At 61.4% G+C, this 24,451-nt stretch carries 22 protein-coding genes; 16 read left to right on the plus strand and 6 right to left on the minus strand.

Going from position 1 to position 24,451, the window contains the following annotated elements; translation table 11 throughout:
• Positions 1-59: 59 nt before the first annotated feature.
• Both PMI24_RS27075 and PMI24_RS27080 read left to right on the plus strand, forming a co-directional pair.
• Positions 60-1,928, plus strand: a complete 1,869-nt coding sequence (locus PMI24_RS27075) for a hypothetical protein (protein WP_007959791.1) — start codon at positions 60-62, stop codon at positions 1,926-1,928.
• 25 nt (positions 1,929-1,953) lie between these two features.
• Positions 1,954-3,198 (plus strand): metallophosphoesterase family protein, encoded by a 1,245-nt coding sequence (locus PMI24_RS27080; protein WP_007959792.1) that lies wholly within the window; start codon positions 1,954-1,956, stop codon positions 3,196-3,198.
• A gap of 106 nt (positions 3,199-3,304) precedes the next feature.
• Here PMI24_RS27080 and gbcA read toward each other — a convergent pair whose 3' ends face one another.
• Positions 3,305-4,597 carry a glycine-betaine demethylase subunit GbcA gene (gene gbcA / locus PMI24_RS27085; protein WP_007959793.1) on the minus strand — a complete coding sequence of 431 codons (1,293 nt, stop codon included), beginning with the start codon at positions 4,595-4,597 and terminating at the stop codon, positions 3,305-3,307.
• Between the two features lie 293 nt (positions 4,598-4,890).
• Between gbcA and gbcB the strand changes: the two genes are divergently transcribed.
• Positions 4,891-5,991 carry a glycine-betaine demethylase subunit GbcB gene (gene gbcB / locus PMI24_RS27090; protein ID WP_007959796.1) on the plus strand — a complete coding sequence of 367 codons (1,101 nt, stop codon included), beginning with the start codon at positions 4,891-4,893 and terminating at the stop codon, positions 5,989-5,991.
• Between the two features lie 53 nt (positions 5,992-6,044).
• Here gbcB and PMI24_RS27095 read toward each other — a convergent pair whose 3' ends face one another.
• Both PMI24_RS27095 and PMI24_RS27100 read right to left on the minus strand, forming a co-directional pair.
• On the minus strand, positions 6,045-6,869 hold the full coding sequence (locus PMI24_RS27095; RefSeq protein ID WP_007959799.1) for an SDR family oxidoreductase: 825 nt from the start codon (positions 6,867-6,869) through the stop codon (positions 6,045-6,047).
• 123 nt (positions 6,870-6,992) lie between these two features.
• A complete protein-coding gene (locus tag PMI24_RS27100; RefSeq protein ID WP_007959802.1) occupies positions 6,993-8,033 on the minus strand; it encodes a threonine aldolase family protein in 1,041 nt (346 codons plus the stop codon).
• A 128-nt stretch (positions 8,034-8,161) separates the two neighbouring features.
• Here PMI24_RS27100 and PMI24_RS27105 point away from each other — a divergent pair, with 128 nt between their 5' ends.
• From PMI24_RS27105 to fdhA, 8 genes are all read left to right on the plus strand, one after another.
• Complete coding sequence (locus tag PMI24_RS27105) at positions 8,162-8,872, plus strand: TraX family protein (protein WP_007959803.1); 711 nt, start codon at positions 8,162-8,164, stop codon at positions 8,870-8,872.
• 156 nt (positions 8,873-9,028) lie between these two features.
• The gene (gene glyA, locus PMI24_RS27110; protein WP_007959804.1) at positions 9,029-10,282 is read left to right on the plus strand and encodes a serine hydroxymethyltransferase; all 1,254 of its coding nucleotides are present in this window, start codon (positions 9,029-9,031) and stop codon (positions 10,280-10,282) included.
• A 20-nt stretch (positions 10,283-10,302) separates the two neighbouring features.
• Complete coding sequence (locus PMI24_RS27115) at positions 10,303-11,553, plus strand: sarcosine oxidase subunit beta (RefSeq protein WP_003206307.1); 1,251 nt, start codon at positions 10,303-10,305, stop codon at positions 11,551-11,553.
• Positions 11,554-11,567: 14 nt separating this feature from the next.
• Positions 11,568-11,897 (plus strand): sarcosine oxidase subunit delta, encoded by a 330-nt coding sequence (locus PMI24_RS27120; RefSeq protein ID WP_007959805.1) that lies wholly within the window; start codon positions 11,568-11,570, stop codon positions 11,895-11,897.
• A complete protein-coding gene (locus PMI24_RS27125; protein ID WP_007959806.1) occupies positions 11,894-14,911 on the plus strand; it encodes a sarcosine oxidase subunit alpha in 3,018 nt (1,005 codons plus the stop codon). The genes PMI24_RS27120 and PMI24_RS27125 overlap by 4 nt, the downstream gene beginning before the upstream one ends.
• Before the next feature lie 55 nt (positions 14,912-14,966).
• On the plus strand, positions 14,967-15,599 hold the full coding sequence (locus PMI24_RS27130; protein WP_007959807.1) for a sarcosine oxidase subunit gamma: 633 nt from the start codon (positions 14,967-14,969) through the stop codon (positions 15,597-15,599).
• A 13-nt stretch (positions 15,600-15,612) separates the two neighbouring features.
• Complete coding sequence (gene purU, locus PMI24_RS27135) at positions 15,613-16,470, plus strand: formyltetrahydrofolate deformylase (RefSeq protein ID WP_007959808.1); 858 nt, start codon at positions 15,613-15,615, stop codon at positions 16,468-16,470.
• A 98-nt stretch (positions 16,471-16,568) separates the two neighbouring features.
• Complete coding sequence (gene fdhA / locus PMI24_RS27140; RefSeq protein ID WP_007959809.1) at positions 16,569-17,768, plus strand: formaldehyde dehydrogenase, glutathione-independent; 1,200 nt, start codon at positions 16,569-16,571, stop codon at positions 17,766-17,768.
• Positions 17,769-17,835: 67 nt separating this feature from the next.
• Here the strand turns inward: fdhA and PMI24_RS27145 are convergent, their stop codons facing one another.
• Positions 17,836-18,048, minus strand: a complete 213-nt coding sequence (locus PMI24_RS27145) for a cold-shock protein (RefSeq protein WP_007959811.1) — start codon at positions 18,046-18,048, stop codon at positions 17,836-17,838.
• Between the two features lie 40 nt (positions 18,049-18,088).
• Positions 18,089-18,310, minus strand: a complete 222-nt coding sequence (locus tag PMI24_RS27150; protein WP_007959812.1) for a hypothetical protein — start codon at positions 18,308-18,310, stop codon at positions 18,089-18,091.
• 322 nt (positions 18,311-18,632) lie between these two features.
• On the opposite strand from PMI24_RS27150, the gene PMI24_RS27155 reads away from it, so the two are divergent.
• Positions 18,633-19,190 carry a DUF2780 domain-containing protein gene (locus PMI24_RS27155; protein ID WP_007959813.1) on the plus strand — a complete coding sequence of 186 codons (558 nt, stop codon included), beginning with the start codon at positions 18,633-18,635 and terminating at the stop codon, positions 19,188-19,190.
• A 1-nt stretch (position 19,191) separates the two neighbouring features.
• Here the strand turns inward: PMI24_RS27155 and PMI24_RS27160 are convergent, their stop codons facing one another.
• Complete coding sequence (locus tag PMI24_RS27160; protein ID WP_007959814.1) at positions 19,192-20,079, minus strand: acyltransferase; 888 nt, start codon at positions 20,077-20,079, stop codon at positions 19,192-19,194.
• Between the two features lie 175 nt (positions 20,080-20,254).
• Between PMI24_RS27160 and rloA2 the strand changes: the two genes are divergently transcribed.
• The 4 genes from rloA2 (at position 20,255) to creD (ending at position 24,380) form a co-directional block, all read left to right on the plus strand.
• The gene (gene rloA2, locus PMI24_RS27165) at positions 20,255-20,758 is read left to right on the plus strand and encodes a retropepsin-like aspartic peptidase RloA2 (protein ID WP_007959815.1); all 504 of its coding nucleotides are present in this window, start codon (positions 20,255-20,257) and stop codon (positions 20,756-20,758) included.
• 73 nt (positions 20,759-20,831) lie between these two features.
• Positions 20,832-21,512, plus strand: coding sequence for a two-component system response regulator CreB (gene creB / locus PMI24_RS27170; RefSeq protein WP_007959816.1), 681 nt, complete (start codon positions 20,832-20,834; stop codon positions 21,510-21,512).
• Complete coding sequence (creC, locus tag PMI24_RS27175) at positions 21,512-22,927, plus strand: two-component system sensor histidine kinase CreC (RefSeq protein WP_007959817.1); 1,416 nt, start codon at positions 21,512-21,514, stop codon at positions 22,925-22,927. Before creB ends, creC begins: the two co-directional genes overlap by 1 nt.
• Before the next feature lie 82 nt (positions 22,928-23,009).
• Positions 23,010-24,380 carry a cell envelope integrity protein CreD gene (gene creD / locus PMI24_RS27180; protein ID WP_007959818.1) on the plus strand — a complete coding sequence of 457 codons (1,371 nt, stop codon included), beginning with the start codon at positions 23,010-23,012 and terminating at the stop codon, positions 24,378-24,380.
• Positions 24,381-24,451 lie beyond the last annotated feature (71 nt).

Below are 24,451 nucleotides of genomic sequence, written 5' to 3' on the forward strand. Positions count from 1 at the left end.
CAGCGATGGCGGGTTATCGGGCGCTACACCTCTCCGGTCTGCACAAGGAAATGGATGACATGGACAGCTACATCCGCTGGTTTCAACGCTTCATCTGGCTCGGCATTGCGATGAACATGGTGTTCGCGATCCCGGCGCTGTTCGCGCCGGGGTTGCTGACATCGGTGGTCGGCCTGCCGCCGCAACTCTCCGACCCGTGGCTGGAAAACGCCGGGATGCTGCTGGTGGGCATCAGCGTGTTCTACATGCCGTCGGGCTTCAACGCGCCGCGCTACGTGGTGCATTCCTGGTTGTGCGTGCTGACGCGGCTGATCGCCGTGGCGTTCTGGATCTACCTGATCAACACCAGCAGCCAGGGTTCGGTGTTCGTGCCGATGCTGATGGGTGACCTGAGCTTTTTCCTGATCCTCGGCATCCTGCTGTACCTCGGCACCACGCCTGAAAACCGACCCTTGGCGCTGCTCTGTGACGGCTGGCACGAGTGGCGGGCGGCATGGGCGCGGCAGTGGCAGAGTCACGCGTTCAAGGTCGGCACGCTGATCGTTGTGGCACTGCTGGCGTTCATCGGTTACCAGACCTGGTATCAGATGCTGCGCGTGGTACCGGAGCAGGATTACGCCTCCGACGAAGACCACTACAAATACGCCGCGATTGGCCTGGGTATCGAAGCGCGGATTCCCTATTACCTGTTCTCGGTATTGCCGCAGATGTGCCCGGAAAAACTGCCGAAACCTGGTGGCTGGGAAGTCTTCGGGTTCCTGTTCGAGAACGGTAAGGACCTGCCGATCGGCATGGCCAAGCGACAGATCGGTTACCCGACCGTCGAGCCGAACTGCGCGCTGTGCCACACCGGTTCCTACCGGGCGAATGCCAGCGACGTCGCGGTGAATGTACCGAGCGCACCGGCCAACACGCTGCAACTGCAAGCCTTCCAGTGGTTCGCCTACGATTGCGCCAGCGACCCGAAATTCACCACCGACGCCGTGATGGCGGCGATCAATAGCAAGTTCCAGCTGGGCTTCTTCGAGAAGATCTACAACCGCTACCTGATCATCCCGATGGCCAAGACCGCGCTGCTCAAACAGAAGCAGGCCTACGCCTGGCAGAAGCTAAGGCCGCAACAGGGACCGGGGCGCACCGATACTTTCAACCCGACGAAAATGGTGGTGTTCGGCTTCCCGGATGACTCGACCATCGGCACCGTCGACCTGCCGCAAGTGTGGAACCAGAAACCCAGGGAATCGATGTACCTGCACTGGGACGGCAATAACAACAAGATCCACGAGCGCAACTACGCCGCCGCGATGGCCGTGGGCGCGACGCCGGAATCGGTGCTGCCGCCGAGTTTCAACCGGGTGACCAACTGGCTGCTCGGGCACAAGGCGCCGGCGTGGCCGTGGGCACTGGATCAGGCCAAGGTCGCTCAGGGCAAACCGGTGTGGGAGGCCAATTGTGCCAGTTGTCATGATTTCGGGCGTACCGACACCGGGCAGGTCACTACCAACATCGACCAGCTCGGCACCGATCCGCACCGGCTGAACTCGTTCACCACCGGGCTGGTGGCGGCGTTCCACACCTTCAAGAAACCGCCGTTCGATTTCGGCGCCTATCGCAAGACCCAGAGCTACAGCAACACGCCCACCGACGGCATCTGGCTGCGCGCGCCGTACCTGCACAACGGTTCGGTGCCGACGTTGTGGGACTTGCTGCAACCGCCGGAAAAACGTCCGCAGGTGTTCATCACCGGCTCCGATGTCTACGACCCGGTCAACGTCGGCTTCGTGACCAGTGGCGCCCAGGCCAAAGCTTCGGCGGACTTCACCTACGACACGCGCCTGGAAGGCAACCACAACAGTGGTCACCTGTACGGCACGACGCTGTCGGACGACGACAAGCGTGCGCTGATCGAATTCATGAAAACCCTGTGAACCCTTACGGATAGAGGATTACGTCATGTCAGCGGTCGGACATCTGAAACACGAATACGACAAGGTCAAGGTACGCCTGCACGGCTTGTTCACGCGCATCGAAATGGCCTGGATGAAACTCATCAGCGAACTCGAACCCAAGGAATTCGAGGCCATCATCAAGTTGCTCCAGCGCGGTCACGATCAGGCGCAATACGTGCTCAAGCACGGCGAGCTGCCGGACGACGAGCCGGCGGTGCCGTGGGAGTTGTCCCACGGCCTGTCGATCCTGCGCATCGGCAACGCGACGCCGCTGCCGCAATCGCCCGATCAACTGCAAACCAAGGTGCTCAAGGACGGCACGCTGCTGGGCTGTCGCAAATGGGAGCTGCTGGATCTGCTGTGGAGCGAGGCGCTGCTCAAGTGGATCGAAAACCTGCGCCAGCACGCGACCTTCGGCACCGATCCGGCGCTGGTGAAAATGGAGCGCGAAGTCACGTTGGCGATTGCCGGCGACTGGGGCACCGGGCCGTTCAACAGCCATGCGCCGGCGGTGTCGGTGGCGAACCAGATGCAACTGGCCAATGCCGACTTCACCATTCACCTGGGGGATGTTTATTACGCCGGCACCCACTCTCAGGAAGACACCGACATGGCGGGCTGGCCGATGGGCACCCACGGCTCGTTCACCCTTAATTCCAACCACGAGATGTACAGCGGCGCCCACGGCTATTTCAAGGAACTGGCCGCGCGTTTTCCGGGGCAGCAGGGCACCAGCTACTTTGCCCTGATCAACGACGACTGGCTGATTGTCGGGCTGGACACGGCGTACGCCTCGGACGTCATGAACCTGTACATGGACGGCACCCTGAACAAACCGCAGATCGAGTGGATGAAAGGGCTGCCGAAACGCAAGAAACTCATGGTGCTCAGCCACCATCAGGGCTTCGATATCACCGGGCACAACAAGACTGCGCTGTATCAACCGGTGTGCGATGCGCTGGGGCGTGAGCCGGATTACTGGTATTGGGGGCATCTGCATAACGGCATCGTCTATGCCACCCAGGGTGGGCTGCATGCGCGTTGTGCCGGGCACGGGGCGATTCCCTACGGCACCACCAGCGAGCTGAACGGACATTCGCGGGTGCTGTTTTCGGAGACGAAGGATGCGAACGATCCGGACTATCCGCTGCGGGTGTTGAACGGGTACGCGAAGATCAGGTTGGTGGGGGAGGAGATTTTCGAGGAGTTTATTGGTGAGGATGGCAGTGTGAGGTGGTCATCGAAGTGATGTGATGACAGTGATGACGACATCGCTAGCAGGCTAGCTCCCACACTGGATCTCTGGTGCACAGAAATCTCCTGTGGGAGCCAGCCTGCTGGCGATGCTTTTGCTGTTAGCCTTGGACTGGCACGCCTTTGAGGTACGGCGCAGGCTCGGCCCCCAGGTTGCTCAACATCCGCTCGCTGTACCAATCCACGAAGTTGACCACGCCGAACTCATAGGTCTTGGAGTAAGGGCCCGGCTGGTAAGCGGTGGAGTTGATCCCGCGCTGGTTTTCTTCGGCCAGACGACGGTCCTGATCGTTGGTCGCATCCCACACCTGGCGCATGCGCTCGACGTCGTAGTCCACGCCTTCGACCGCATCCTTGTGCACCAGCCACTTGGTGGTGACCATGGTTTCCTGGGCGCTGATCGGCCACACGGTGAACACGATGATGTGGTCGCCCATGCAGTGGTTCCATGAGTGCGGCAGGTGCAGGATGCGCATCGAGCCCAGGTCCGGGTTCTTGATCCGTCCCATCAGCTTGGCGCAGCCCTGTTTGCCGTCCATGGTCATCGACACGGTGCCTTTGAGCAGCGGCATGCGCACGATGCGGTTACGCAGGCCGAAACTGGCGTGGGCGTAAGGGATCTTCTCGGCTTCCCAGGCAGCGGCGGAGGCGGCGACGTGATCCTTGAACGCCTGATCGGCGCGCGGGTCGGTGACGTCGTCCCATTCCAGCAGGGTTTTCAGCAATTCAGGGTGCGAGCCGCCGCAGTGGTAGCACTCGCGATTGTTTTCCAGCACCAGTTTCCAGTTGGCCTTCTCCATCAAGGTGGTGGTAATCGCCACCTTGGTGTTCTCCATGTCGTACGGTTCCATGTAGTGGTTCAGGGTCGACAGGAAGTCATCGATGGCCGGCGGGTTCTCCGCCAGGCTGATGAAGATGTAGCCGCCGGCGGTCTTCACGTTCACCGGTTTGAGGCCGTACTGCTTCATGTCGAAGTCGGCGCCCATTTCGGTGCCGGCGAACAGCAGGCGGCCGTCCAGCTCATACGTCCACTGGTGGTAGTGGCAGACCAGTTTGGCGACCTTGCCCTTGTCGCTGGTGCACAGGCGCGAGCCACGGTGGCGGCAGACGTTGTGAAACGCGTGCACCACGCCTTCGGCACCGCGAATCACGATGATCGGGTTCTTGCCGATCTGCAGGGTGATGTAGTTGCCCTTGGCCGGGATCTCGCAGGTCATGCCGGCGATCAACCACTCTTTGTGGAAGATCTCCTGCATGTCGATATCGAACAGACGCTCGTCACTGTAGAACGGCTGCGGCAGGGAGTAGGTGCGCTCGCGCTCCTGCAGCATTTGTGCGGTGGCCTTGCGTGCGGGTTCCAGCGGGTCGCCCAGGCTGATTTTTGCGGTGTCCATCGATGTAATCCTCAAGGCCATCTGCGTGGCCGCGAAAGTGGCTGATCGGGTGTGCGGCTAAGGGGTGCTACGCAAGGTGTAAAGAATCTGTTTGTGTTGGGGCGAGTGTGGGGCCGGCGCAGGCGAGAACCTTATCCATGGGCGACATGGTGCAATCTGTTCCCGACGCGCAACCCCCGGTGGTTGGGGGCTGGTCGCGATAAGTATGTCAATGTCGCGGATAGGTAAACGGGGCGTTCTCGCTATACGCAGAATCGCCACATGAAGGCCGACAGTCGGCCGTGGAGAACAGCATGTCGAACAGCTTCCTGAATCCGGTCACCACCCAGACCTGGGCCAATGGCCGACACATCGTCCGTTGCGTCAAAGTCATCCAGGAAACCTGGGATGTGCGCACCTTCTGTTTCATGGCCGACCAGCCGATCCTGTTCTTCTTCAAGCCCGGGCAATTCGTGACCCTGGAGCTGGAAATCGAAGGCCAGCCGATCATGCGTTCGTACACCATCTCCAGTTCGCCGTCGGTGCCGTACAGCTTTTCGGTGACCATCAAGCGGGTGCCGGGGGGCAAGGTGTCCAACTGGCTGCACGACACGTTGCACGAAGGCCAGGAGCTGGCGGTGCACGGGCCGGTCGGGCTGTTCAACGCCATCGATTTCCCGAGCCCGAAAGTGCTGTACCTGAGCGGCGGTGTCGGCATCACGCCGTGCATGTCGATGGCGCGCTGGTTCTACGACACCAACGGCAACGTCGACATGACGTTCATCCACAGCGCCCGCTCACCGAAAGACATCATTTACCACCGCGAGCTGGAACACATGGCGTCGCGGATCGACAACTTCAGCCTGCACCTGATCTGCGAGAAACACGGGCTGGGCGAGCCGTGGGCCGGCTATCGCGGCTACCTCAACCACAAGATGCTGGAACTGATGGTGCCGGACTTCCTCGAGCGCGAAGTCTTCTGCTGCGGCCCGACGCCGTACATGACGGCGGTCAAGCGCCTGCTGGAAAACGCCGGCTACGACATGAAGCGCTATCACGAGGAATCCTTCGGCGCCACGCCACCGGAAGCCCGCGCCGATGCGGTGGAGCAGGCGGAACAGGCAGCGGAAGCACCGGAAGTGCCGGCGGCGGACCTGCACCTGGTGGAATTCACCTCATCGGACAAGAGCATCCGCGTTGCCCCGGGCGAGACCGTGCATGCGGCGGCCGCGAAGGTTGGCCTGATGATCCCGAAAGCCTGCGGCATGGGGATCTGCGGGACGTGCAAGGTGCTCAAACTGGGCGGCGAAGTGGAGATGGATCACAACGGCGGGATCACCGAGGACGACGAGGCGGAGGGGTATATTCTTTCTTGCTGCAGTGTGCCGAAGGGGGATGTGCGGATCGAGTACTGATGCCGGCATGAAACCTGTGGGAGCGAGCGCGCTCGTTCCCACAGGTTTGTCGTTCAGTCGACGAACAAATCCGTCATCAACTTCGCATCACTCCCCGGCTCAAAGCGGTAATGATCGAACTCCGTCACACCGCTCTCCCGCAAAATCTCCTCATCAATCAACAACCGCCCGGTAATCCGCCGCTCGCTACTGCTCAAAATCACATGCGCCGCATCCGCCATGATCGCCGGCGTCCTCGCATGTTTGAACGACTCACGATTGCCCAACTGAAACTCAATCGCCGCCGTGGCGATCATGGTCTGCGGCCACAGCGAATTGACGCTGATCCCATAGTTGGCGAATTCCTCGCTCATCCCCACCGTCAGCATGCTCATGCCGTACTTGGTCACGGTGTAGGGGCTGTATTGCGCGAACCATTTGCTGGCCAGATTCAGCGGCGGTGACAGGTTGAGAATGTGCCCGGAGGACTTTTTCAGATAGGGCAGGGCTGCCTGGCTGCACAGCAACACCGCGCGGGTGTTGATCTGGTGCATCAAGTCGAAACGCTTGAGTTCGATGTGCTGCACACCGGTCAACTTGATCGCCCCGGCGTTGTTCACCAGCGCATCGATCCCGCCGAAATGTTCATTGGCCTGAGCCAGCGCCTGACGCACCGCGTCTTCATCACGCACATCCAGTTGTAGCGCCAAAGCCTTGCCGCCGGCCGCTTCGACTTCAGCGGCGACGCTGTGAATGGTGCCGGGCAACTTGGCGTGCGGCTCGGCGCTCTTGGCCGCGATCACGATATTGGCCCCGTCCTGTGCAGCCCGCAGCGCAATCTCGCGCCCGATGCCACGGCTGGCGCCGGTGATGAACAAGGTTTTGCCTTTTAGCGACATGCGCAAGCTCCTGCTTATTGTTATGTGAGCGATGGCTCGACAGACAATGTAGACGATGGAGCTGAAACGTGAGGAGGGAGGAGCGGTGGCGGGGGAGAAGGCTCCCGCGCCACGTGGAGGCGATCAGGCCGACATGACTTCGCGGATGTCGCGCGCCAGTTCGCGTACGCGTTCTTCCTCGGTGTCCCACGAGCACATGAAGCGCGCGCCGCCCTTGCCGATGAAGGTGTAGAAGCGCCAGCCGCGCGCGGTCAGCGCGGCGATGGCCGGTTCCGAGAGTTGCAGGAACACGCCGTTGGCCTGAACCGGGAACATCAGCTCCACGCCCGGGATGTCGCTGACCAGTTCGGCCAGCAGTTGTGCGCAGTGGTTGGCGTGGCGGGCGTATTTGAGCCAGGCGTCGTTTTCCAGGATGCCGACCCACGGCGCCGACAGGAAGCGCATTTTCGAGGCCAATTGCCCGGCCTGTTTGCAGCGGTAATCGAAGTCTTCGGCCAGTTTGTGGTTGAAGAACAGGATCGCTTCACCCACCGCCATGCCGTTTTTCGTGCCGCCGAAGCACAGCACGTCGACGCCGGCCTTCCAGGTCAGGTCCGCCGGCGAGCAGCCGAGGAATGCGCAGGCGTTGGAAAAACGCGCGCCGTCCATGTGCAGGTTCAGGCCCAGCTCCTTGCAGGTGTCGCTGATGGCGCGGACTTCTTCCGGGGTGTAGACGCTGCCGACTTCGGTGGCCTGGGTCAGGGTCACGACGCGCGGTTTCGGGTAGTGAATGTCCTGGCGCTTGAGTGCGACTTCGCGGATCGAGGCCGGGGTGATCTTGCCGTTTTCGGTGCCGGCGATCAGCAGTTTCGAACCGTTGGAGAAGAATTCCGGCGCGCCGCATTCGTCGGTTTCGACGTGGGCGGTTTCCGAGCAGATCACACTATGGTAACTCTGGCACAGCGACGACAGCGCGAGGGAGTTGGCGGCGGTGCCGTTGAAGGCGAAGAACACTTCGCAGTCGGTCTCGAACAGCTTGCGGAAATAATCGGAGGCGCGTGCTGTCCACTCATCGTCGCCATAGGCGCGCTGGTGGCCGTGGTTGGCCTGTTCCATGGCAGCCCAGGCTTCGGGGCAGATACCGGAGTAGTTGTCGCTGGCGAATTGTTGGCTCTTGTCGGTCATGGCCGGCTTCCGTGATCGAGGCGCTTGTGGCGCTTCGTGGGGTCAATGATGGTGCGCACTGTACCGAAGATCATCCGGGGAGCACACGGGATGTCGCTGTCAGAACTTTACAAGGATGCGAGCCGATTATGCACCTGAGCCAGCGCGACGGCGCACTCGATCTGCTCAAGTGGCTGGCGCTGCTGAGCATGCTGCTCGATCACCTGCGATATGTCGGGATCGGCGCCGATTGGCTGTATGTGCCGGGACGGCTGGCGTTCCCGTGGTTCTGCCTGGCGATGGCGGCGAATCTGGCACGGGACGGCGCGCGCAAGACCGAATGGCGCTATCTGGGCTGGTTGTTACTGTTCAGCCTGCTCAGCGAGATTCCCTATCGTTTGTACATTCCCGAGCCCGACACCTTGAACGTGATGCCCACGCTGGCGCTGGGCTTGCTGGTGGCGCGGGGCTGGCAGGATCCAGCGCTGATTTCGCGACTGCTGAGTGTCGGTGCCTTGCTGGTGGCGGCGTTGTTCCCGGAGCGACTGATGTTCGGTCTGTTCGGCGTCCTCCTGCCGCTGGCGATGTTGCTGGTGTTTCGCAAACCCTGGTATTTCAGCCTGCTGCCGGGGCTGGTGTGTCTGGCGGCGAATCAGTGGCGGGTGCTCTACGAATCCGCCCAGTTCGGTAACCTGGTCGCCATCCTCGGGATTGCGACCTGCCTGATCGCGCCACTGCTCGGAATGTTCCTGTTGCGACACGCCACTTACCTCCACGCGCCACCCATGCGGCGCTGGGCGTATGCGCTCTATCCCGCGCATTTCGTGGTTCTTCTGGCCTTGCGCCAGCTGCTTGTTTGAGTCCGTCGCCGCCGTCATGTCGTAAACGCACCTTTGCGTGGCGTCCGTAGGCATTTGACCTCCCTGCGCCGGCCATACCATCGCATCAAAGGGCATTGGCTGAACGCCGTGCCTTACCGAGACGAATGGCGCACAGATGCCGCTGGGAGAGACGCGATGTTCAGCAAGCAAGACCAGATCCAGGGTTACGACGATGCACTGCTGGCGGCGATGAATGCCGAGGAGCAACGTCAGGAAGATCACATCGAGCTGATCGCGTCGGAGAACTACACCAGCAAACGCGTGATGGAAGCGCAAGGCAGCGGCCTGACCAACAAATACGCCGAAGGCTATCCGGGCAAGCGCTACTACGGTGGCTGCGAGCACGTCGACAAGGTCGAAGCCCTGGCCATCGAACGCGCCAAGCAACTGTTCGGCGCCGATTACGCCAACGTCCAGCCGCACTCCGGTTCTTCGGCCAACAGCGCCGTGTACCTGGCCCTGCTGCAAGCAGGCGACACCATCCTCGGCATGAGCCTGGCCCACGGTGGTCACCTGACCCACGGCGCCAAGGTCTCGTCCTCGGGCAAGCTGTACAACGCCGTGCAGTACGGCATCGACACCAAGACTGGCCTGATCGATTACGACGAAGTCGAGCGTCTGGCCGTCGAGTGCAAACCGAAAATGATCGTCGCCGGTTTCTCGGCCTACTCGAAAACCCTCGACTTCCCACGCTTCCGTCAGATCGCCGACAAGGTCGGTGCGCTGCTGTTCGTCGACATGGCCCACGTTGCCGGTCTGGTGGCTGCCGGTCTGTACCCGAACCCGCTGCCGTACGCCGACGTGGTCACCACCACCACCCACAAGACCCTGCGCGGTCCGCGTGGCGGGCTGATCCTGGCCAAGTCCAACGAAGAAATCGAGAAGAAGCTCAACGCCGCGGTATTCCCCGGCGCCCAGGGCGGCCCGCTGATGCACGTCATCGCCGGCAAGGCCGTGTGCTTCAAGGAAGCGCTGGAGCCTGGCTTCAAGGCCTATCAGCAACAAGTGATCGACAACGCCCAGGCGATGGCGAGCGTATTTATCAAACGTGGCTACGATGTAGTGTCCGGCGGCACCGACAACCACCTGTTCCTGGTCAGCCTGATCCGTCAGGGCCTCACCGGTAAGGACGCAGACGCCGCCCTCGGTCGCGCGCACATCACCGTCAACAAGAACGCCGTACCGAACGACCCGCAGTCGCCGTTCGTGACCTCCGGCCTGCGCATCGGCACCCCGGCGGTGACCACTCGCGGCTTCAAGGTGACCCAGTGCGTGACGCTGGCCGGCTGGATCTGCGACATCCTCGACAATCTCGGCGATGCCGATGTCGAGGCCAACGTCGCCCAGCAGGTTTCGGCCCTGTGCGCTGACTTCCCGGTTTATCGCTGAGCGTTCTGGAGTACATGACTATGCAACGCTATTCGGGCTTCGGCCTCTTCAAACACTCCCTCAGCCACCACGAAAACTGGCAGCGCATGTGGCGCACGCCGACCCCGAAAAAGGTCTATGACGTAGTCATCGTCGGCGGCGGCGGGCACGGTCTGGCGACGGCCTACTATCTGGCCAAAGAGCACGGCATCACCAACGTGGCCGTGGTCGAGAAGGGCTGGCTGGGCGGCGGTAACACCGCGCGCAACACCACCATCGTTCGCTCCAACTACCTGTGGGACGAGTCGGCGCACCTGTATGAACACGCGATGAAACTGTGGGAAGGCCTGTCTCAGGACCTGAACTACAACGTGATGTTCTCCCAGCGCGGCGTCTACAACCTGTGCCACACCTTGCAGGACATCCGTGATTCCGAGCGTCGGGTCAGCGCCAACCGCCTCAACGGCGTGGACGGCGAACTGCTCAACGCCAAGCAAGTCGCGGACGAAATTCCGTACCTCGACTGCTCGAAAAACACCCGCTACCCGGTGATGGGCGCAACCGTTCAGCGTCGCGGCGGCGTGGCCCGTCACGATGCCGTGGCGTGGGGCTTTGCCCGTGCCGCCGATGCCTTGGGCGTGGACTTGATTCAGCAGACTGAAGTGATCGGCTTCCGCAAGGAAAACGGCGTGTGCATCGGTGTTGAAACCAACAAGGGCTTCATCGGCGCCAAGCGCGTCGGCGTGGTCACCGCCGGTAACTCCGGGCATATGGCGAAACTCGCCGGTTTCCGTCTGCCGATCGAATCGCACCCGCTGCAGGCGCTGGTGTCCGAGCCGATCAAACCGATTATCGACAGCGTGATCATGTCCAACGCCGTGCACGGTTACATCAGCCAGTCCGACAAGGGCGACCTGGTGATCGGCGCCGGTATCGACGGCTACAACGGCTACGGCCAGCGCGGTTCGTACCCGGTGATCGAGCACACCATCCAGGCCATCGTCGAGATGTTCCCGGTGCTGTCGCGGGTGCGCATGAACCGTCAGTGGGGCGGCATCGTCGACACCACGCCGGACGCTTGCCCGATCATTTCGAAAACCCCGGTGCCGAACATGTTCTTCAACTGCGGTTGGGGCACCGGTGGCTTCAAGGCCACACCTGGCTCGGGCAACGTGTTTGCCGCGAGTCTGGCCAAGGGTGAAATGCACCCGCTGGCCGCACCTTTCTCCATCGACCGTTTCCACAACGGTGCGTTGATCGACGAACACGGCGCTGCGGCCGTCGCCCACTAACAGGAGAAATCCCTATGTTGCACATCTTCTGTCCTCACTGCGGCGAACTGCGCTCCGAAGAGGAATTCCACGCATCCGGCCAGGCGCACATCCCGCGCCCTCTGGACCCTGCAAGCTGCACCGACGAGGAGTGGGGCGACTACATGTTCTTCCGCGACAACCCGCGCGGTCTGCACCACGAGTTGTGGGATCACGTCGCCGGTTGCCGCCAGTACTTCAACGTCACCCGCGACACCGTGACCTACGAGATTCTCGAAACCTACAAGATCGGCACCAAGCCGCAATTCACCGACAAGGCTGACACTGCGAAAACAGCCACGACGGCGCTGGGAGAGAAGGTATGAGCCAGACCAATCGCCTGTCCAACGGTGGACGGATCGACCGCAACAAAGTGCTGAGCTTCACCTTCAACGGCCAGACCTACAAAGGTTTTGAAGGCGACTCGCTGGCCGCAGCCCTGCTGGCCAACGGCGTCGACATCATTGGCCGCAGCTTCAAGTATTCGCGTCCGCGCGGCATCTTCGCCGCCGGTGCCGAAGAGCCAAACGCGGTGCTGCAGATCGGTGCTACCGAAGCCACCCAGATTCCTAACGTGCGCGCCACGCAACAGGCGTTGTACCAGGGCCTGGTCGCCACCAGCACCAACGGCTGGCCGAGCGTCAACAACGACATGATGGGGATTCTCGGCAAGGTCGGCGGCAAGCTGATGCCGCCGGGTTTCTACTACAAAACCTTCATGTACCCGCAATCGTTCTGGATGACTTACGAGAAATACATTCGTAAGGCTGCCGGCCTCGGCCGCTCGCCGACCGAGAACGATCCGGACACCTACGATTACATGAACCAGCACTGCGACGTGCTGATCGTCGGCGCCGGCCCGGCCGGTCTGGCCGCAGCACTGGCTGCTGCACGCAGCGGTGCGCGGGTGATCATCGCCGATGAACAGGAAGAATTCGGCGGCAGCCTGCTCGACTCCCGCGAAAGCCTCGATGGCAAGCCAGCGGTGGATTGGGTTGCCAGTGTCGTTGCCGAATTGAAGAACACCCCGGACGTGCTGCTGTTGCCGCGCGCCACGGTCAACGGTTACCACGACCACAACTTCCTGACCATTCACGAACGCCTCACCGATCACCTCGGCGACCGCGCTCCGATCGGCCAGGTGCGTCAGCGCATCCACCGTGTCCGCGCCAAGCGTGTGGTGCTGGCGACCGGCGCTCACGAGCGTCCGCTGGTCTACGGCAACAACGACGTGCCGGGCAACATGCTCGCCGGCGCAGTCTCGACTTACGTACGCCGTTACGGCGTAGCGCCGGGCAAAAAACTGGTGCTGTCGACCAACAACGATCACGCCTACCGCGTGGCGCTGGACTGGCTCGACGCCAGCCTGCAAGTCGTCGCCATTGCCGACGCCCGCAGCAATCCTCGTGGCGCACTGGTTGAAGAAGCGCGCGCCAAAGGCATTCGCATCCTCACCGGCAGCGCCGTGATCGAGGCCCGTGGCAGCAAGCACGTCACCGCTGCCCGTGTGGCGGCGATCGATGTCAAAGGCCACAAGGTCACCAGCCCGGGCGAATGGCTCGACTGCGACCTGATCGCCAGCTCCGGCGGTTACAGCCCGGTGGTTCACCTGGCATCGCACCTCGGCGGCAAGCCGATCTGGCGCGAAGACATCCTCGGTTTCGTACCGGGCGAGGCACCGCAGAAACGCGTGTGCGTCGGTGGCATCAACGGCGTCTACGGTCTTGGCGATTCCCTGGCTGACGGTTTTGAAGGTGGCGTGCGTGCTGCGTCCGAAGCCGGGTTCCAGAACGTCGAAGCGGTCCTGCCGAAAGCCCTGAGCCGTCTTGAAGAACCGACGCTGGCGCTGTTCCAGGTGCCGCACGAAAAAGCCACTGCACGGGCGCCGAAGCAATTCGTCGACCTGCAGAACGACGTGACCGCCGCCGCCATCGAACTGGCGACCCGCGAAGGTTTCGAATCGGTCGAGCACGTCAAACGCTACACCGCGCTGGGCTTCGGCACCGATCAGGGCAAGCTCGGCAACGTCAACGGTCTGGCGATTGCCGCCCGTTCGCTGAACGTGACCATCCCGCAGATGGGCACCACGATGTTCCGTCCGAACTACACGCCGGTGACATTCGGCGCGGTAGCCGGCCGTCACTGCGGGCACATCTTCGAACCGGTGCGTTACACCGCACTGCATCAATGGCACCTGAAAAACGGCGCCGAGTTCGAAGACGTCGGTCAGTGGAAACGTCCGTGGTACTTCCCGAAAAACGGCGAAGACATGCATGCCGCCGTCAAACGCGAATGCAAGGCTGTGCGTGACAGCGTCGGTCTGCTGGACGCTTCGACCCTGGGCAAGATCGACATCCAGGGCCCGGACGCCCGCGAGTTCCTCAACCGCGTGTACACCAACGCCTGGACCAAGCTCGATGTGGGCAAGGCCCGCTACGGCCTGATGTGCAAGGAAGACGGCATGGTCTTCGACGACGGTGTGACGGCGTGTCTGGCCGACAACCACTTCGTCATGACCACCACCACCGGCGGCGCGGCTCGCGTGCTGCAATGGCTGGAGCTGTACCACCAGACCGAATGGCCAGAGATGAAGGTCTACTTCACCTCCGTCACCGACCACTGGGCGACCATGACCCTGTCCGGCCCGAACAGCCGCAAGCTGCTCAGCGCCGTGACCGACATCGACCTGGCCAATGAAGCGTTCCCGTTCATGACCTGGAAAGAAGGTCTGGTCGGCGGTGTGCCGGCGCGGGTGTTCCGCATCTCGTTTACCGGTGAGCTGTCGTACGAAGTCAACGTCCAGGCCGACTACGCGATGGGGGTGCTGGAAAAAATCGTCGAGGCGGGCAAGCAGTACAACCTGACGCCGTACGGCACCGAGACCATGCACGTCCTGCGGGCCGAGAAGGGCTTCATCATCGTCGGCCAGGACACCGACGGCTCGATGACGCCGGACGACCTGAACATGGGCTGGTGCGTCGGTCGCACCAAACCGTTCTCGTGGATCGGCCAGCGCGGCATGAACCGTGAAGACTGCGTGCGCGACCAGCGTAAACAGCTGGTGGGCCTGAAGCCGATCGATCCGAACGTCTGGCTGCCGGAAGGTGCACAGCTGGTGTTCAACACCAAGCAGTCGATCCCGATGACCATGGTCGGCCACGTGACCTCCAGCTATGCGCACAACTCCCTCGGCTATTCGTTTGCCATGGGCGTGGTGAAGGGCGGCCTGAAGCGTCTGGGCGAGCGGGTGTTCGCACCGCTGGCGGACGGCAGCGTGATCGAGGCGGAAATCGTTTCTTCGGTGTTCTTTGATCCGAAGGGCGATCGCCAGAACATCTAATTGATCGCTCCCGCGCCTGGCGCGGGAGCGACACCGAATTCAGGAAGGGTGCTTTATGACCGCAGCCAACGTTTACCAACAACGCCCGACCACCGGGGCCAAGGCCGAGTCGTCGCTGCATCACGCCGACCTCGCCAGCCTGGTCGGCAAGGGCCGTAAGACCGCCGGCGTGACCGTGCGCGAGAAGAAACTCCTCGGTCATCTGACCATCCGTGGCGACGGCCACGATGCCGCGTTCGCCGCCGGCGTGCACAAGGCGCTGGGCATCGAGTTGCCGGGCGCTCTGAGTGTGATCGTCAAAGGTGAAACCAGCCTGCAATGGATGGGCCCGGACGAGTGGCTGCTGATCGTGCCGAGCGGTGAAGAATTTGCCGCCGAGCAGAAACTGCGCGAAGCGCTGGGCGAACTGCATATCGCAATCGTCAACGTCAGCGGCGGCCAGCAAGTGCTGGAATTGAGCGGCCCGAACGTGCGTCAGGTGCTGATGAAATCCACCAGCTACGACGTGCACCCGAACAACTTCCCGGTCGGCAAGGCTGTGGGCACGGTGTTCGCCAAGTCGCAGCTGATGATTCGCCATACCGCCGAAGACACCTGGGAACTGCTGATCCGTCGCAGTTTTTCGGATTACTGGTGGTTGTGGTTGCAGGATGCGTCCGCCGAATACGGCCTTAGCGTTCAGGCCTGATCAGGAGAAAACGATGAGCCGCGCCCCGGATACATGGATTCTGACCGCCGACTGCCCCAGCGTTCTCGGCACCGTGGACGCGGTGACGCGTTTTCTGTTCGAGCAGGGTTGCTACGTGACCGAGCACCACTCGTTCGATGACCGGCTCTCGGGCCGGTTCTTCATTCGTGTGGAATTCCGCCAGCCCGACGGTTTTGACGAGCAATCCTTCCGCGCCGGCCTCGCCGAGCGTGGTCAGGCGTTCGGCATGATCTTCGAGCTGACCGCGCCGAACTACCGGCCGAAAGTGGTGATCATGGTTTCCAAGGCCGATCACTGCCTCAACGACTTACTCTACCGTCAGCGCATCGGCCAGTTGTCGATGGACGTGGCGGCGGTGGTATCGAACCACCCGGACCTCAAGCCGCTGGCCGATTGGCACCAGATTCCCTACTACCATTTCCCCCTCGACCCGAACGACAAACCGGCCCAGGAACGGCAGGTGTGGCAGGTGATCGAGGAGGCCGGTGCCGAACTGGTGATCCTCGCCCGCTACATGCAGGTGCTGTCGCCGGAGCTGTGCCGCAAGCTCGATGGCAAGGCGATCAACATTCACCACTCGCTGCTGCCGGGCTTCAAGGGCGCCAAGCCGTATCACCAGGCCTACAACAAGGGCGTAAAACTGGTGGGCGCCACCGCGCACTACATCAACAACGACCTCGACGAGGGGCCGATCATCGCCCAGGGCGTCGAGGCGGTGGATCACAGTCATTACCCCGAAGACCTGATCGCCAAGGGCCGCGACATCGAAGGCCTGACCCTGGCCCGGGCCGTGGGGTATCACATTGAGCGGAGGGTGTTTTTGAACGCCAATCGCACCGTCGTTCTCTAAGTCATAACAACGCAAAACCAACAAGCAATAACCCGAGCACTTAACGCGCTGCCTGCCTGGGCGGCGCGGTTCCATAAAAACAACAGCGAGGTGAAAGCATGTCTGGCAATCGTGGTGTGGTGTATCTCGGCGCTGGCAAGGTCGAAGTACAGAAAATCGACTATCCGAAAATGCAGGATCCGCGCGGCAGGAAGATCGAGCACGGTGTCATCCTGCGTGTGGTTTCAACCAACATTTGCGGCTCCGACCAGCACATGGTGCGCGGCCGTACCACGGCGCAGACCGGTCTGGTTCTGGGCCACGAGATCACCGGTGAAGTGATCGAAAAAGGCTCCGACGTCGAGAACCTGAAAATCGGCGACCTGGTGTCCGTTCCGTTCAACGTGGCTTGCGGGCGCTGCCGTTCCTGCAAGGAGCAACACACCGGCGTCTGCCTGACCGTCAACCCGGCCCGCGCCGGTGGTGCCTACGGTTACGTCGACATGGGCGACTGGACCGGCGGTCAGGCTGAGTACGTGCTGGTGCCGTACGCCGACTTCAACCTGCTGAAACTGCCGGACCGCGACAAGGCCATGGAGAAAATCCGTGACCTGACCTGCCTCTCCGACATTCTGCCGACCGGTTACCACGGCGCCGTTACCGCTGGTGTTGGTCCGGGCAGCACCGTTTACATTGCCGGCGCAGGCCCGGTCGGTCTGGCCGCTGCTGCTTCGGCCCGTTTGCTCGGCGCGGCGGTGGTGATCATCGGCGACGTCAACACCATCCGCCTGGCCCACGCCAAGGCTCAGGGTTTTGAAGTGGTCGACCTGTCGAAAGACACCCCGCTGCACGAGCAGATCGCCGCGCTGCTGGGCGAGCCTGAAGTGGATTGCGCGGTGGACTGCGTCGGCTTCGAAGCCCGTGGTCATGGCCACGACGGCGTCAAATCCGAAGCTCCGGCCACCGTACTCAACTCGCTGATGGGCGTGGTGCGCGTAGCCGGCAAGATCGGTATCCCGGGCCTGTACGTGACCGAAGATCCGGGTGCCGTGGACGCTGCCGCGAAAATGGGCAGCCTGAGCATCCGCTTCGGCCTCGGCTGGGCGAAATCCCACAGCTTCCACACCGGGCAAACCCCGGTGATGAAATACAACCGCCAGCTGATGCAGGCGATCATGTGGGACCGCATCAACATCGCCGAAGTGGTGGGCGTGCAGGTCATCAGCCTCGACCAGGCGCCGGAAGGCTACGGCGAGTTCGATGCAGGCGTACCGAAGAAGTTTGTGATTGATCCGCACAAGTTGTTCAGTGCGGCGTAAGCGCTCACAAATAAAAAAACGGCGCCTTCGGGCGCCGTTTTTGTATCGGATGTCAGCGGAGCAACGACTACTCAGGACGGACTTTCGCTGCCTGCATTCCCTTGGCTCCTTTTTCTGCTTCGAAACTAACAGTCTGTCCCTCTTTCAAACTTTTGAATCCATCCGACTCAATGGCCTTGAAATGAACAAAAAGGTCATCACCACCACCTTGTGGAGTAATGAAACCAAAGCCTTTTTCATCGTTAAACCATTTGACTGTACCCATTTGACGATTCGACATGTTCGTACTTCCTGCTTCGATTAATTGATTGGTTAACGCTTCATTGAGTCAGTGTATTGGGAAGTTCGGCCGAGCCCTCGTCTTGAGCCAGTCTGATGTCGACTGCATAAAACTGACCGTTATCACCACGCACAAGGTCATAGGTCACCTTCTGCCCCTCTTTGATATGTTTGATGATCGGATCGTCCGGACTGATGCAGAAGATGATCGGCGGGATGTCCGGATCAAGCAGTTCATTGCGCTCTACGCATTGCTTTTCCATCGCCGTATCTCCCATTCAAATGGCTGGCGCCTGACCCTCGCTGTTTCCGAATCATTGATGCCACTCCACCGTATTCCAGTCCCGATGATTCGGTAACTGTCATATCTGACAGGTAATGAAATCCTTTCGGCATCAACGCCCGTCTTTTTATGAAGGTGAGAAATAACGGAGCGGTCCTTTGGCTGGAAGCGCGTCACGCTTCCTTCACAAACAGGATGTGAATATCGGGGTGTACGCCGGAACATGCTGCCGCCTGCCCGGTCAAACCGGCAGTTTGATCGCCCGTATCCGGGCGGTCTTCACGCCACAAGAGGATGTCTGAATGAAGATTTCACGCGGTTTTGCCCTGGCATCGCTCCTGACCCTGGCGGCAGGGCCGGTGTTTGCCGGTTTCAGTTTGAATGACGTGGCCGGTGCTGTATCGGGCATGCAAGGCGGGGACAAGGCTGCTGCTGCGGCGCCGACGTCGGAAACCGCCGGTTTGTTGAGTGCCTTGAGCGCGCTGAATGTCACGCCGCAGCAAGCGGTCGGCGGCACCAGTGCGATGTTGGGGCTTGCGAAAAACCAGCTCAGCAACACGGATTATTCCGAGCTGGCCAAGGAAGTGCCGGGCATCGACAAACTGTCGGGCGGCAGCGGTAATCTGGCGGCGTTGAGCGGTTTGCTCGGCTCTTCGGGCAAGTCCGCCGGGCTGGAAAATGCGCTGGGCAACGTCAAGGACACCAATGACCTGAACAACGCCTTCGGTGCGTTGGGCATGGACAGCGGGATGGTCGGCCAGTTTGCCCCGATCCTCCTGCAATACCTCGGTCAGCAGGGTGTCGGCGGTTCGTTGCTGCAAAGCCTGGGCAGCATCTGGGGCACCGGCACCAACGGTTGACTCAGCGGCGCTCGCCCTTGAGTTCGGCGATGCGCTGATCCTTGAGAGTCCAGAGCTGGTTGACCCAGTTCTGGACCTTCTCGCGAAACACCGGATCGTTTTCGTAATCACCCTGCCACAGGGCCGGATCCAGCTCGCGGGTCTGGATGTCGATGATCACGCGCGGCACGTTGCCGCTGATCAGGTCCCAGAACCCCGGAATCTTGTGCTGTGGATAAACCACGGTCACATCGAGAATCGCGTCCAGCTGTTCGCCCATCGCCGCCAGTACGAACGCCACGCCGCCGGCCTTGGGCTTGAGCAGGTGGCTGAACGGTGACTGCTGCTGAGTGCTTTTGGCGGCGGTGTAACGCGTGCCTTCCAGATAATTCACCACTGTCACCGGCTGGCGCTTGAACAGCTCGCAGGCGGCTTTGGTGATTTCCAGATCCTTGCCGGCCAGCTCCGGGTTCTTCGCCAGGAACGCCTTGGTGTAGCGCTTCATGAACGGGTAATCCAGCGCCCACCAGGCCAGGCCCAGGAAAGGTACCCAGATCAGCTCTTTCTTGAGGAAGAACTTGAAGAACGGCGTGCGTCGGTTGAGGGTCTGGATCAGCGCCGGGATATCGACCCAGGACTGATGGTTGCTGATCACCAGGTAGGACGTGTCGCTGCGCAGGTCTTCGCCGCCGCGAATGTCCCATTGGGTGGGGATGCACAGGCGGAAGATCAGCTTGTCGATTTCCGCCCAGGTTTCAGCGATCCACATCACCGCCCACGAGGCGTAGTCGCGAAAGCGCCCCGGCAGGATCAGCTTGAGCAGGGCGAACACCATCAGCGGGCCGAACAGCACGAGGGTGTTGGACAACAGCAGCAGGGTGACGAAACAGCCGGTGAGCAGGCGGCGCATAAGCAACTCTTGGAAAACGGATGGGCGCGCCATGATAAGTGGCTTCGGCCGGCAGGCCAAATCCGCCGGTGACGAATGTTTCACCTGTGGCGCGATAACCTGCCGGGAACGATCAAGTAAACAACGGTCTAAAATCTCGCGTCTGACGCCCCCATTTCCCAAGGAAGCCCCTTACGTGAAATCCCTCCTTGCACTGCTTTCCCTCGTCGCCCTGCCGGTGCTCGCCGCCGAACCGACGCTGTACGGTCGTTACGAATACATCGCGCTGCCGGAAATCGGCGGTGAAGTGCTCAAGGCCAAGATGGACACCGGCGCACTGACCGCCTCGCTGTCGGCCAAGGACATCGAGACGTTCAAACGCGACGGCGAAGACTGGGTGCGTTTCCGTCTGGCCACCAAGGACGCCAGCAACAAGGTGTACGAACACAAGGTCGCGCGGATCAGCAAGATCAAGAGTCGCTCGGATGAAGAAGACGAGGGCGAAAGCACCGAAGTGGCCAAGCGCCCGGTGGTCGATCTGGAGCTGTGCCTGGGCGACGTCAAGCGTACCGTGGAGGTCAACCTGACCGACCGCAGCAACTTCAACTACCCGTTGCTGATCGGTGCCAAGGCCCTGCGCGAGTTCGGCGCGGCCGTGAACCCGGCTCGGCGCTTCACAGCGGATAAGCCGGACTGCTAAACCAAGTGGTCTCATTGACGTAACGCCGGGCTTGGGGCACCGTTCGCGCACTTAACCCACAGGCTCGGACGCCATGCCTCATATCCTGATTGTCGAAGACGAAGCGGCGATTGCCGACACGCTGATTTTTGCCTTGCAGGGCGAGGGCTTCACCACGACCTGGCTGAGCCTGGGCGCGGCGGCGCTGGAGCATCAGCGCCAGACTCCGGCGGATCTGATCATCCTCGACATTGGCCTGCCGGACATCAGTGGCTTTGAAACCTGCAAACAGCTGCGTCGGTTCAGTGAAGTGCCGGTGCTGTTTCTCAGCGCGCGCAACGCCGAGATCGATCGCGTGGTGGGCCTGGAAATCGGCGCCGACGATTACGTGGTCAAACCGTTTTCACCGCGGGAAGTGGCGGCGAGGGTCCGGGCGATTCTCAAGCGCATGGCACCACGTCCGGTCATCGAAGCCTCCTCGGCGCTGTTCCGCATCGATCCCGAACGTGTGCAGATCAGCTATCGCGGCCAGCCCCTGAGCCTGACCCGCCACGAATTCCGTCTGCTGCAATGCCTGCTCGAACAACCCGAGCGGGTGTTTAGTCGCGAGCAACTGCTCGATGCGCTGGGCGTGGCGGCGGATGCCGGTTACGAGCGCAGCATCGACAGCCATATCAAAAGCGTGCGCGCCAAATTGCGCCTGGTGCGCGCCGAGGCCGAGCCGATCCAGACCCATCGCGGCCTCGGCTACAGCTACAGCCCGGGGCACAGCTGATGTCGCTGGGGCTGCGGATTTTCCTGGTGTACGTGCTGTTCATCGGCCTCACCGGGTACTTCGTGCTCAACACTGTGATGGAAGAAATCCGCCCCGGCGTGCGCCAGTCCACCGAAGAAACCCTGGTCGATACGGCCAACCTGATGGCGGAAATCCTGCGGGACGATTTCAAGGCCGGCACCCTCAACCAGAATCGCTGGCCGGAACTGCTCCGTGCCTATGGCGAGCGCCAGCCGAAGGCGACGATCTGGGGCCTGGCGAAAAACCAGGTCAACCACCGCATCTACGTCACCGACGCCAAGGGCATCGTGGTGCTGGACTCCAGCGGTCTGGCCGTGGGTCAGGACTACTCGCGCTGGAACGACGTCTACCTGACCCTGCGCGGTGAATACGGCGCACGCTCCAGCCGCAGTGACCCGAATGACCCGAACTCCTCGGTAATGCACGTCGGCGCGCCGATCCGCGACAACGGCGCGATCATCGGCGTGGTTACCGTGGCCAAGCCCAACAGTTCACTGCAACCCTATGTCGATCGCACCGAACGCCGTTTGCTCGGGTACGGCGCCGGATTGATCGGCCTCGGCCTGCTGCTCGGCGCCGTGCTGTCGTGGTGGCTGAGCCGCGCGTTGCACCGCTTGACCGTTTACGCCCAGGCCGTGAGCGAGGGCCGTCGGGTGGCGGTGCCGCATTATCGCGGCGGCGAGCTGGAGCAGTTGGCGACCGCCGTGGAACAGATGCGCACCCAGCTCGAAGGCAAGGCCTACGTCGAGCGTTATGTACACACGCTGACCCATGAATTGAAGAGTCCGCTGGCGGCGATTCGCGGTGCCGCCGAGTTGTTGCAGGGCGAGATGCCGGCGGATCAGCGATTGCGCTTTGTCGGCAACATCGACAGTGAAAGTGCACGCATGCAGCAGTTGATCGAGCGCCTGCTGAACCTTGCACAAGTTGAACAGCGGCAGGGCCTTGAGGAGCGTGTCGCCGTGCCGTTGGCGGCGCTGCTGAGCGAGCTGCTACAGGCACAGATGGCACGCATCGAAGGCCGGCAACTGCGGATCGAGCAAACCATCGCGCCGGATCTGGCGTTGATCGGCGAGCCGTTTCTGCTGCGTCAGGCATTGGGCAATCTGCTGGAAAATGCGCTGGATTTCACGCCGCAAAACGGTTTGCTGCGCTTCAGTGCCGAGCGGATCGGCGAGAAGGTCGAGCTTCGTCTGTTCAACGAAACCACGCCGATTCCCGACTATGCCTTGCCCCGTTTGAGCGAGCGTTTCTACTCTTTGCCACGCCCCGACAGTGGGCGCAAAAGCACCGGTCTCGGGCTCAACTTCGTCGAAGAGGTGGTCAAGTTGCACGGTGGTTCAATGCGCATCGGTAACGTCGAAGGCGGGGTGGAAGTCGTTCTGCAGTTGTAGTCTCCACACAAACTCCACATTCCTCCCACAAAACCCCCACATCCCCTTTGCAGACTCTGCCCATCGAAACAGGGAGAGTCCCATGAACAAAAGTCTGACGATAAAACTCGGGGCCATTGCCCTGCTGATCCTGGTGTTGCTGGTGCCGCTGTTGATGATCGACGGCATCATCGATGATCGCCAGCAACTGCGTGACGGTGTGCTGGAAGACATTGCCAGAAGCTCAAGCTACAGCCAGCAACTTAGCGGGCCGGTGATGGTTGTGCCATACCGCAAGGTGGTGCGCACCTGGAAAACCAAAGAGAAGAGCGACGAGCGCTATCAGGAAATCGGCGAAGAACGCGGGCGCCTGTATTTCCTCCCGGAGCGTTTTGAACTCGACGGCCAGGTGCAGACCGAACTGCGCGCCCGGGGCATATACGAGGCGCGGCTGTTCCATGCCGACAACCGTATCAGCGGCCATTTCTCGCTGCCGGCGCAGTTGGGGATCAAGGAAGACTTTGTCGATTACACCTTCGATGCGCCGTTCCTGGCGGTCGGCATCAGTGATATTCGCGGTATCGAAAATGCGCTGAAGCTGGAGCTTGGCGCGCAACGCCTGGACTTCGTTCCGGGTACTCAGGTCGGCTGGCTGGGCGAGGGTGTGCGAGTGACGCTGCCGACGCTGGACACCAGCAAAACCACCGAACTGGCCTTCGGCTTCGACCTGCGCCTGCAAGGCACCGGCTCGTTGCAGGTACTGCCGGTGGGCAAGACCAGCCGCGTGAACCTCGCTGCCAACTGGCCGCACCCAAGCTTCATCGGCAACTTCTTGCCGGCCAAGCGCGAGATCAACGATCAGGGTTTCACCGCCGACTGGCAGACCTCGTTTTTCTCCACCAATTTGCAAGAGGCGATGAGCCGCTGCGTGTCGGGTAATGATTGCGAGGCGTTCAACGGGCGCAGTTTCGGCGTGAGCTTCATCGATCCGGTGGATCAGTATCTAAAGAGTGACCGGGCGATCAAATATGCGCTGCTGTTCATCGTCCTGACGTTCGCCGGTTTCTTCCTGTTCGAAGTGCTGAAAAGCCTGGCAGTGCACCCGGTGCAATACGCGCTGGTGGGTGTGGCGCTGGCGTTCTTTTATCTGTTGCTGCTGTCGTTGTCGGAGCACATCGGTTTTGCCCTGGCGTATCTGTTGTCGGCCAGCGGTTGTGTGCTGTTGATCGGGTTCTACGTCTGCCACGTGCTGCGCAGCGTGCGGCATGGCTTGAGTTTTTCGGCGGGGCTGGCGGCTTTGTACGGCTTGCTCTACGGCTTGCTGAGCGCCGAGGATTACGCGCTGCTGATGGGCTCGCTGCTGCTGTTCGGTCTGCTCGGTGTGTTCATGGTGCTGACCCGCAATCTGGACTGGTACGGGATCGGGCAGAAACCGGCCAAACCGCTGGAATTCGATATCGGAGCGGTGCAATGAGCCGGTTCGTGGGGTTGCGTGAGGAGCAGCGGGAGGCTGAGGTGTTGATGACGCTGATCTTTGCCTCGTTG

The organism is Pseudomonas sp. GM25 (genome assembly GCF_000282255.1).
Taxonomy (GTDB): Bacteria; Pseudomonadota; Gammaproteobacteria; order Pseudomonadales; family Pseudomonadaceae; genus Aquipseudomonas; species Aquipseudomonas aphyarum.

Excerpts from the sequence above, each read along its gene's own strand:
- PMI24_RS27075 (WP_007959791.1), top strand. The coding sequence starts at position 60 with ATGGACAGCTACATCCGCTGGTTTCAACGCTTCATCTGGCTCGGCATT.
- PMI24_RS27080 (WP_007959792.1), top strand. The coding sequence starts at position 1,954 with ATGTCAGCGGTCGGACATCTGAAACACGAATACGACAAGGTCAAGGTA.
- gbcA (WP_007959793.1), bottom strand. The coding sequence starts at position 4,597 with ATGGACACCGCAAAAATCAGCCTGGGCGACCCGCTGGAACCCGCACGC.
- gbcB (WP_007959796.1), top strand. The coding sequence starts at position 4,891 with ATGTCGAACAGCTTCCTGAATCCGGTCACCACCCAGACCTGGGCCAAT.
- PMI24_RS27095 (WP_007959799.1), bottom strand. The coding sequence starts at position 6,869 with ATGTCGCTAAAAGGCAAAACCTTGTTCATCACCGGCGCCAGCCGTGGC.
- PMI24_RS27100 (WP_007959802.1), bottom strand. The coding sequence starts at position 8,033 with ATGACCGACAAGAGCCAACAATTCGCCAGCGACAACTACTCCGGTATC.
- PMI24_RS27105 (WP_007959803.1), top strand. The coding sequence starts at position 8,162 with ATGCACCTGAGCCAGCGCGACGGCGCACTCGATCTGCTCAAGTGGCTG.
- glyA (WP_007959804.1), top strand. The coding sequence starts at position 9,029 with ATGTTCAGCAAGCAAGACCAGATCCAGGGTTACGACGATGCACTGCTG.
- PMI24_RS27115 (WP_003206307.1), top strand. The coding sequence starts at position 10,303 with ATGCAACGCTATTCGGGCTTCGGCCTCTTCAAACACTCCCTCAGCCAC.
- PMI24_RS27120 (WP_007959805.1), top strand. The coding sequence starts at position 11,568 with ATGTTGCACATCTTCTGTCCTCACTGCGGCGAACTGCGCTCCGAAGAG.
- PMI24_RS27125 (WP_007959806.1), top strand. The coding sequence starts at position 11,894 with ATGAGCCAGACCAATCGCCTGTCCAACGGTGGACGGATCGACCGCAAC.
- PMI24_RS27130 (WP_007959807.1), top strand. The coding sequence starts at position 14,967 with ATGACCGCAGCCAACGTTTACCAACAACGCCCGACCACCGGGGCCAAG.
- purU (WP_007959808.1), top strand. The coding sequence starts at position 15,613 with ATGAGCCGCGCCCCGGATACATGGATTCTGACCGCCGACTGCCCCAGC.
- fdhA (WP_007959809.1), top strand. The coding sequence starts at position 16,569 with ATGTCTGGCAATCGTGGTGTGGTGTATCTCGGCGCTGGCAAGGTCGAA.
- PMI24_RS27145 (WP_007959811.1), bottom strand. The coding sequence starts at position 18,048 with ATGTCGAATCGTCAAATGGGTACAGTCAAATGGTTTAACGATGAAAAA.
- PMI24_RS27150 (WP_007959812.1), bottom strand. The coding sequence starts at position 18,310 with ATGGAAAAGCAATGCGTAGAGCGCAATGAACTGCTTGATCCGGACATC.
- PMI24_RS27155 (WP_007959813.1), top strand. The coding sequence starts at position 18,633 with ATGAAGATTTCACGCGGTTTTGCCCTGGCATCGCTCCTGACCCTGGCG.
- PMI24_RS27160 (WP_007959814.1), bottom strand. The coding sequence starts at position 20,079 with ATGCGCCGCCTGCTCACCGGCTGTTTCGTCACCCTGCTGCTGTTGTCC.
- creB (WP_007959816.1), top strand. The coding sequence starts at position 20,832 with ATGCCTCATATCCTGATTGTCGAAGACGAAGCGGCGATTGCCGACACG.
- creC (WP_007959817.1), top strand. The coding sequence starts at position 21,512 with ATGTCGCTGGGGCTGCGGATTTTCCTGGTGTACGTGCTGTTCATCGGC.
- creD (WP_007959818.1), top strand. The coding sequence starts at position 23,010 with ATGAACAAAAGTCTGACGATAAAACTCGGGGCCATTGCCCTGCTGATC.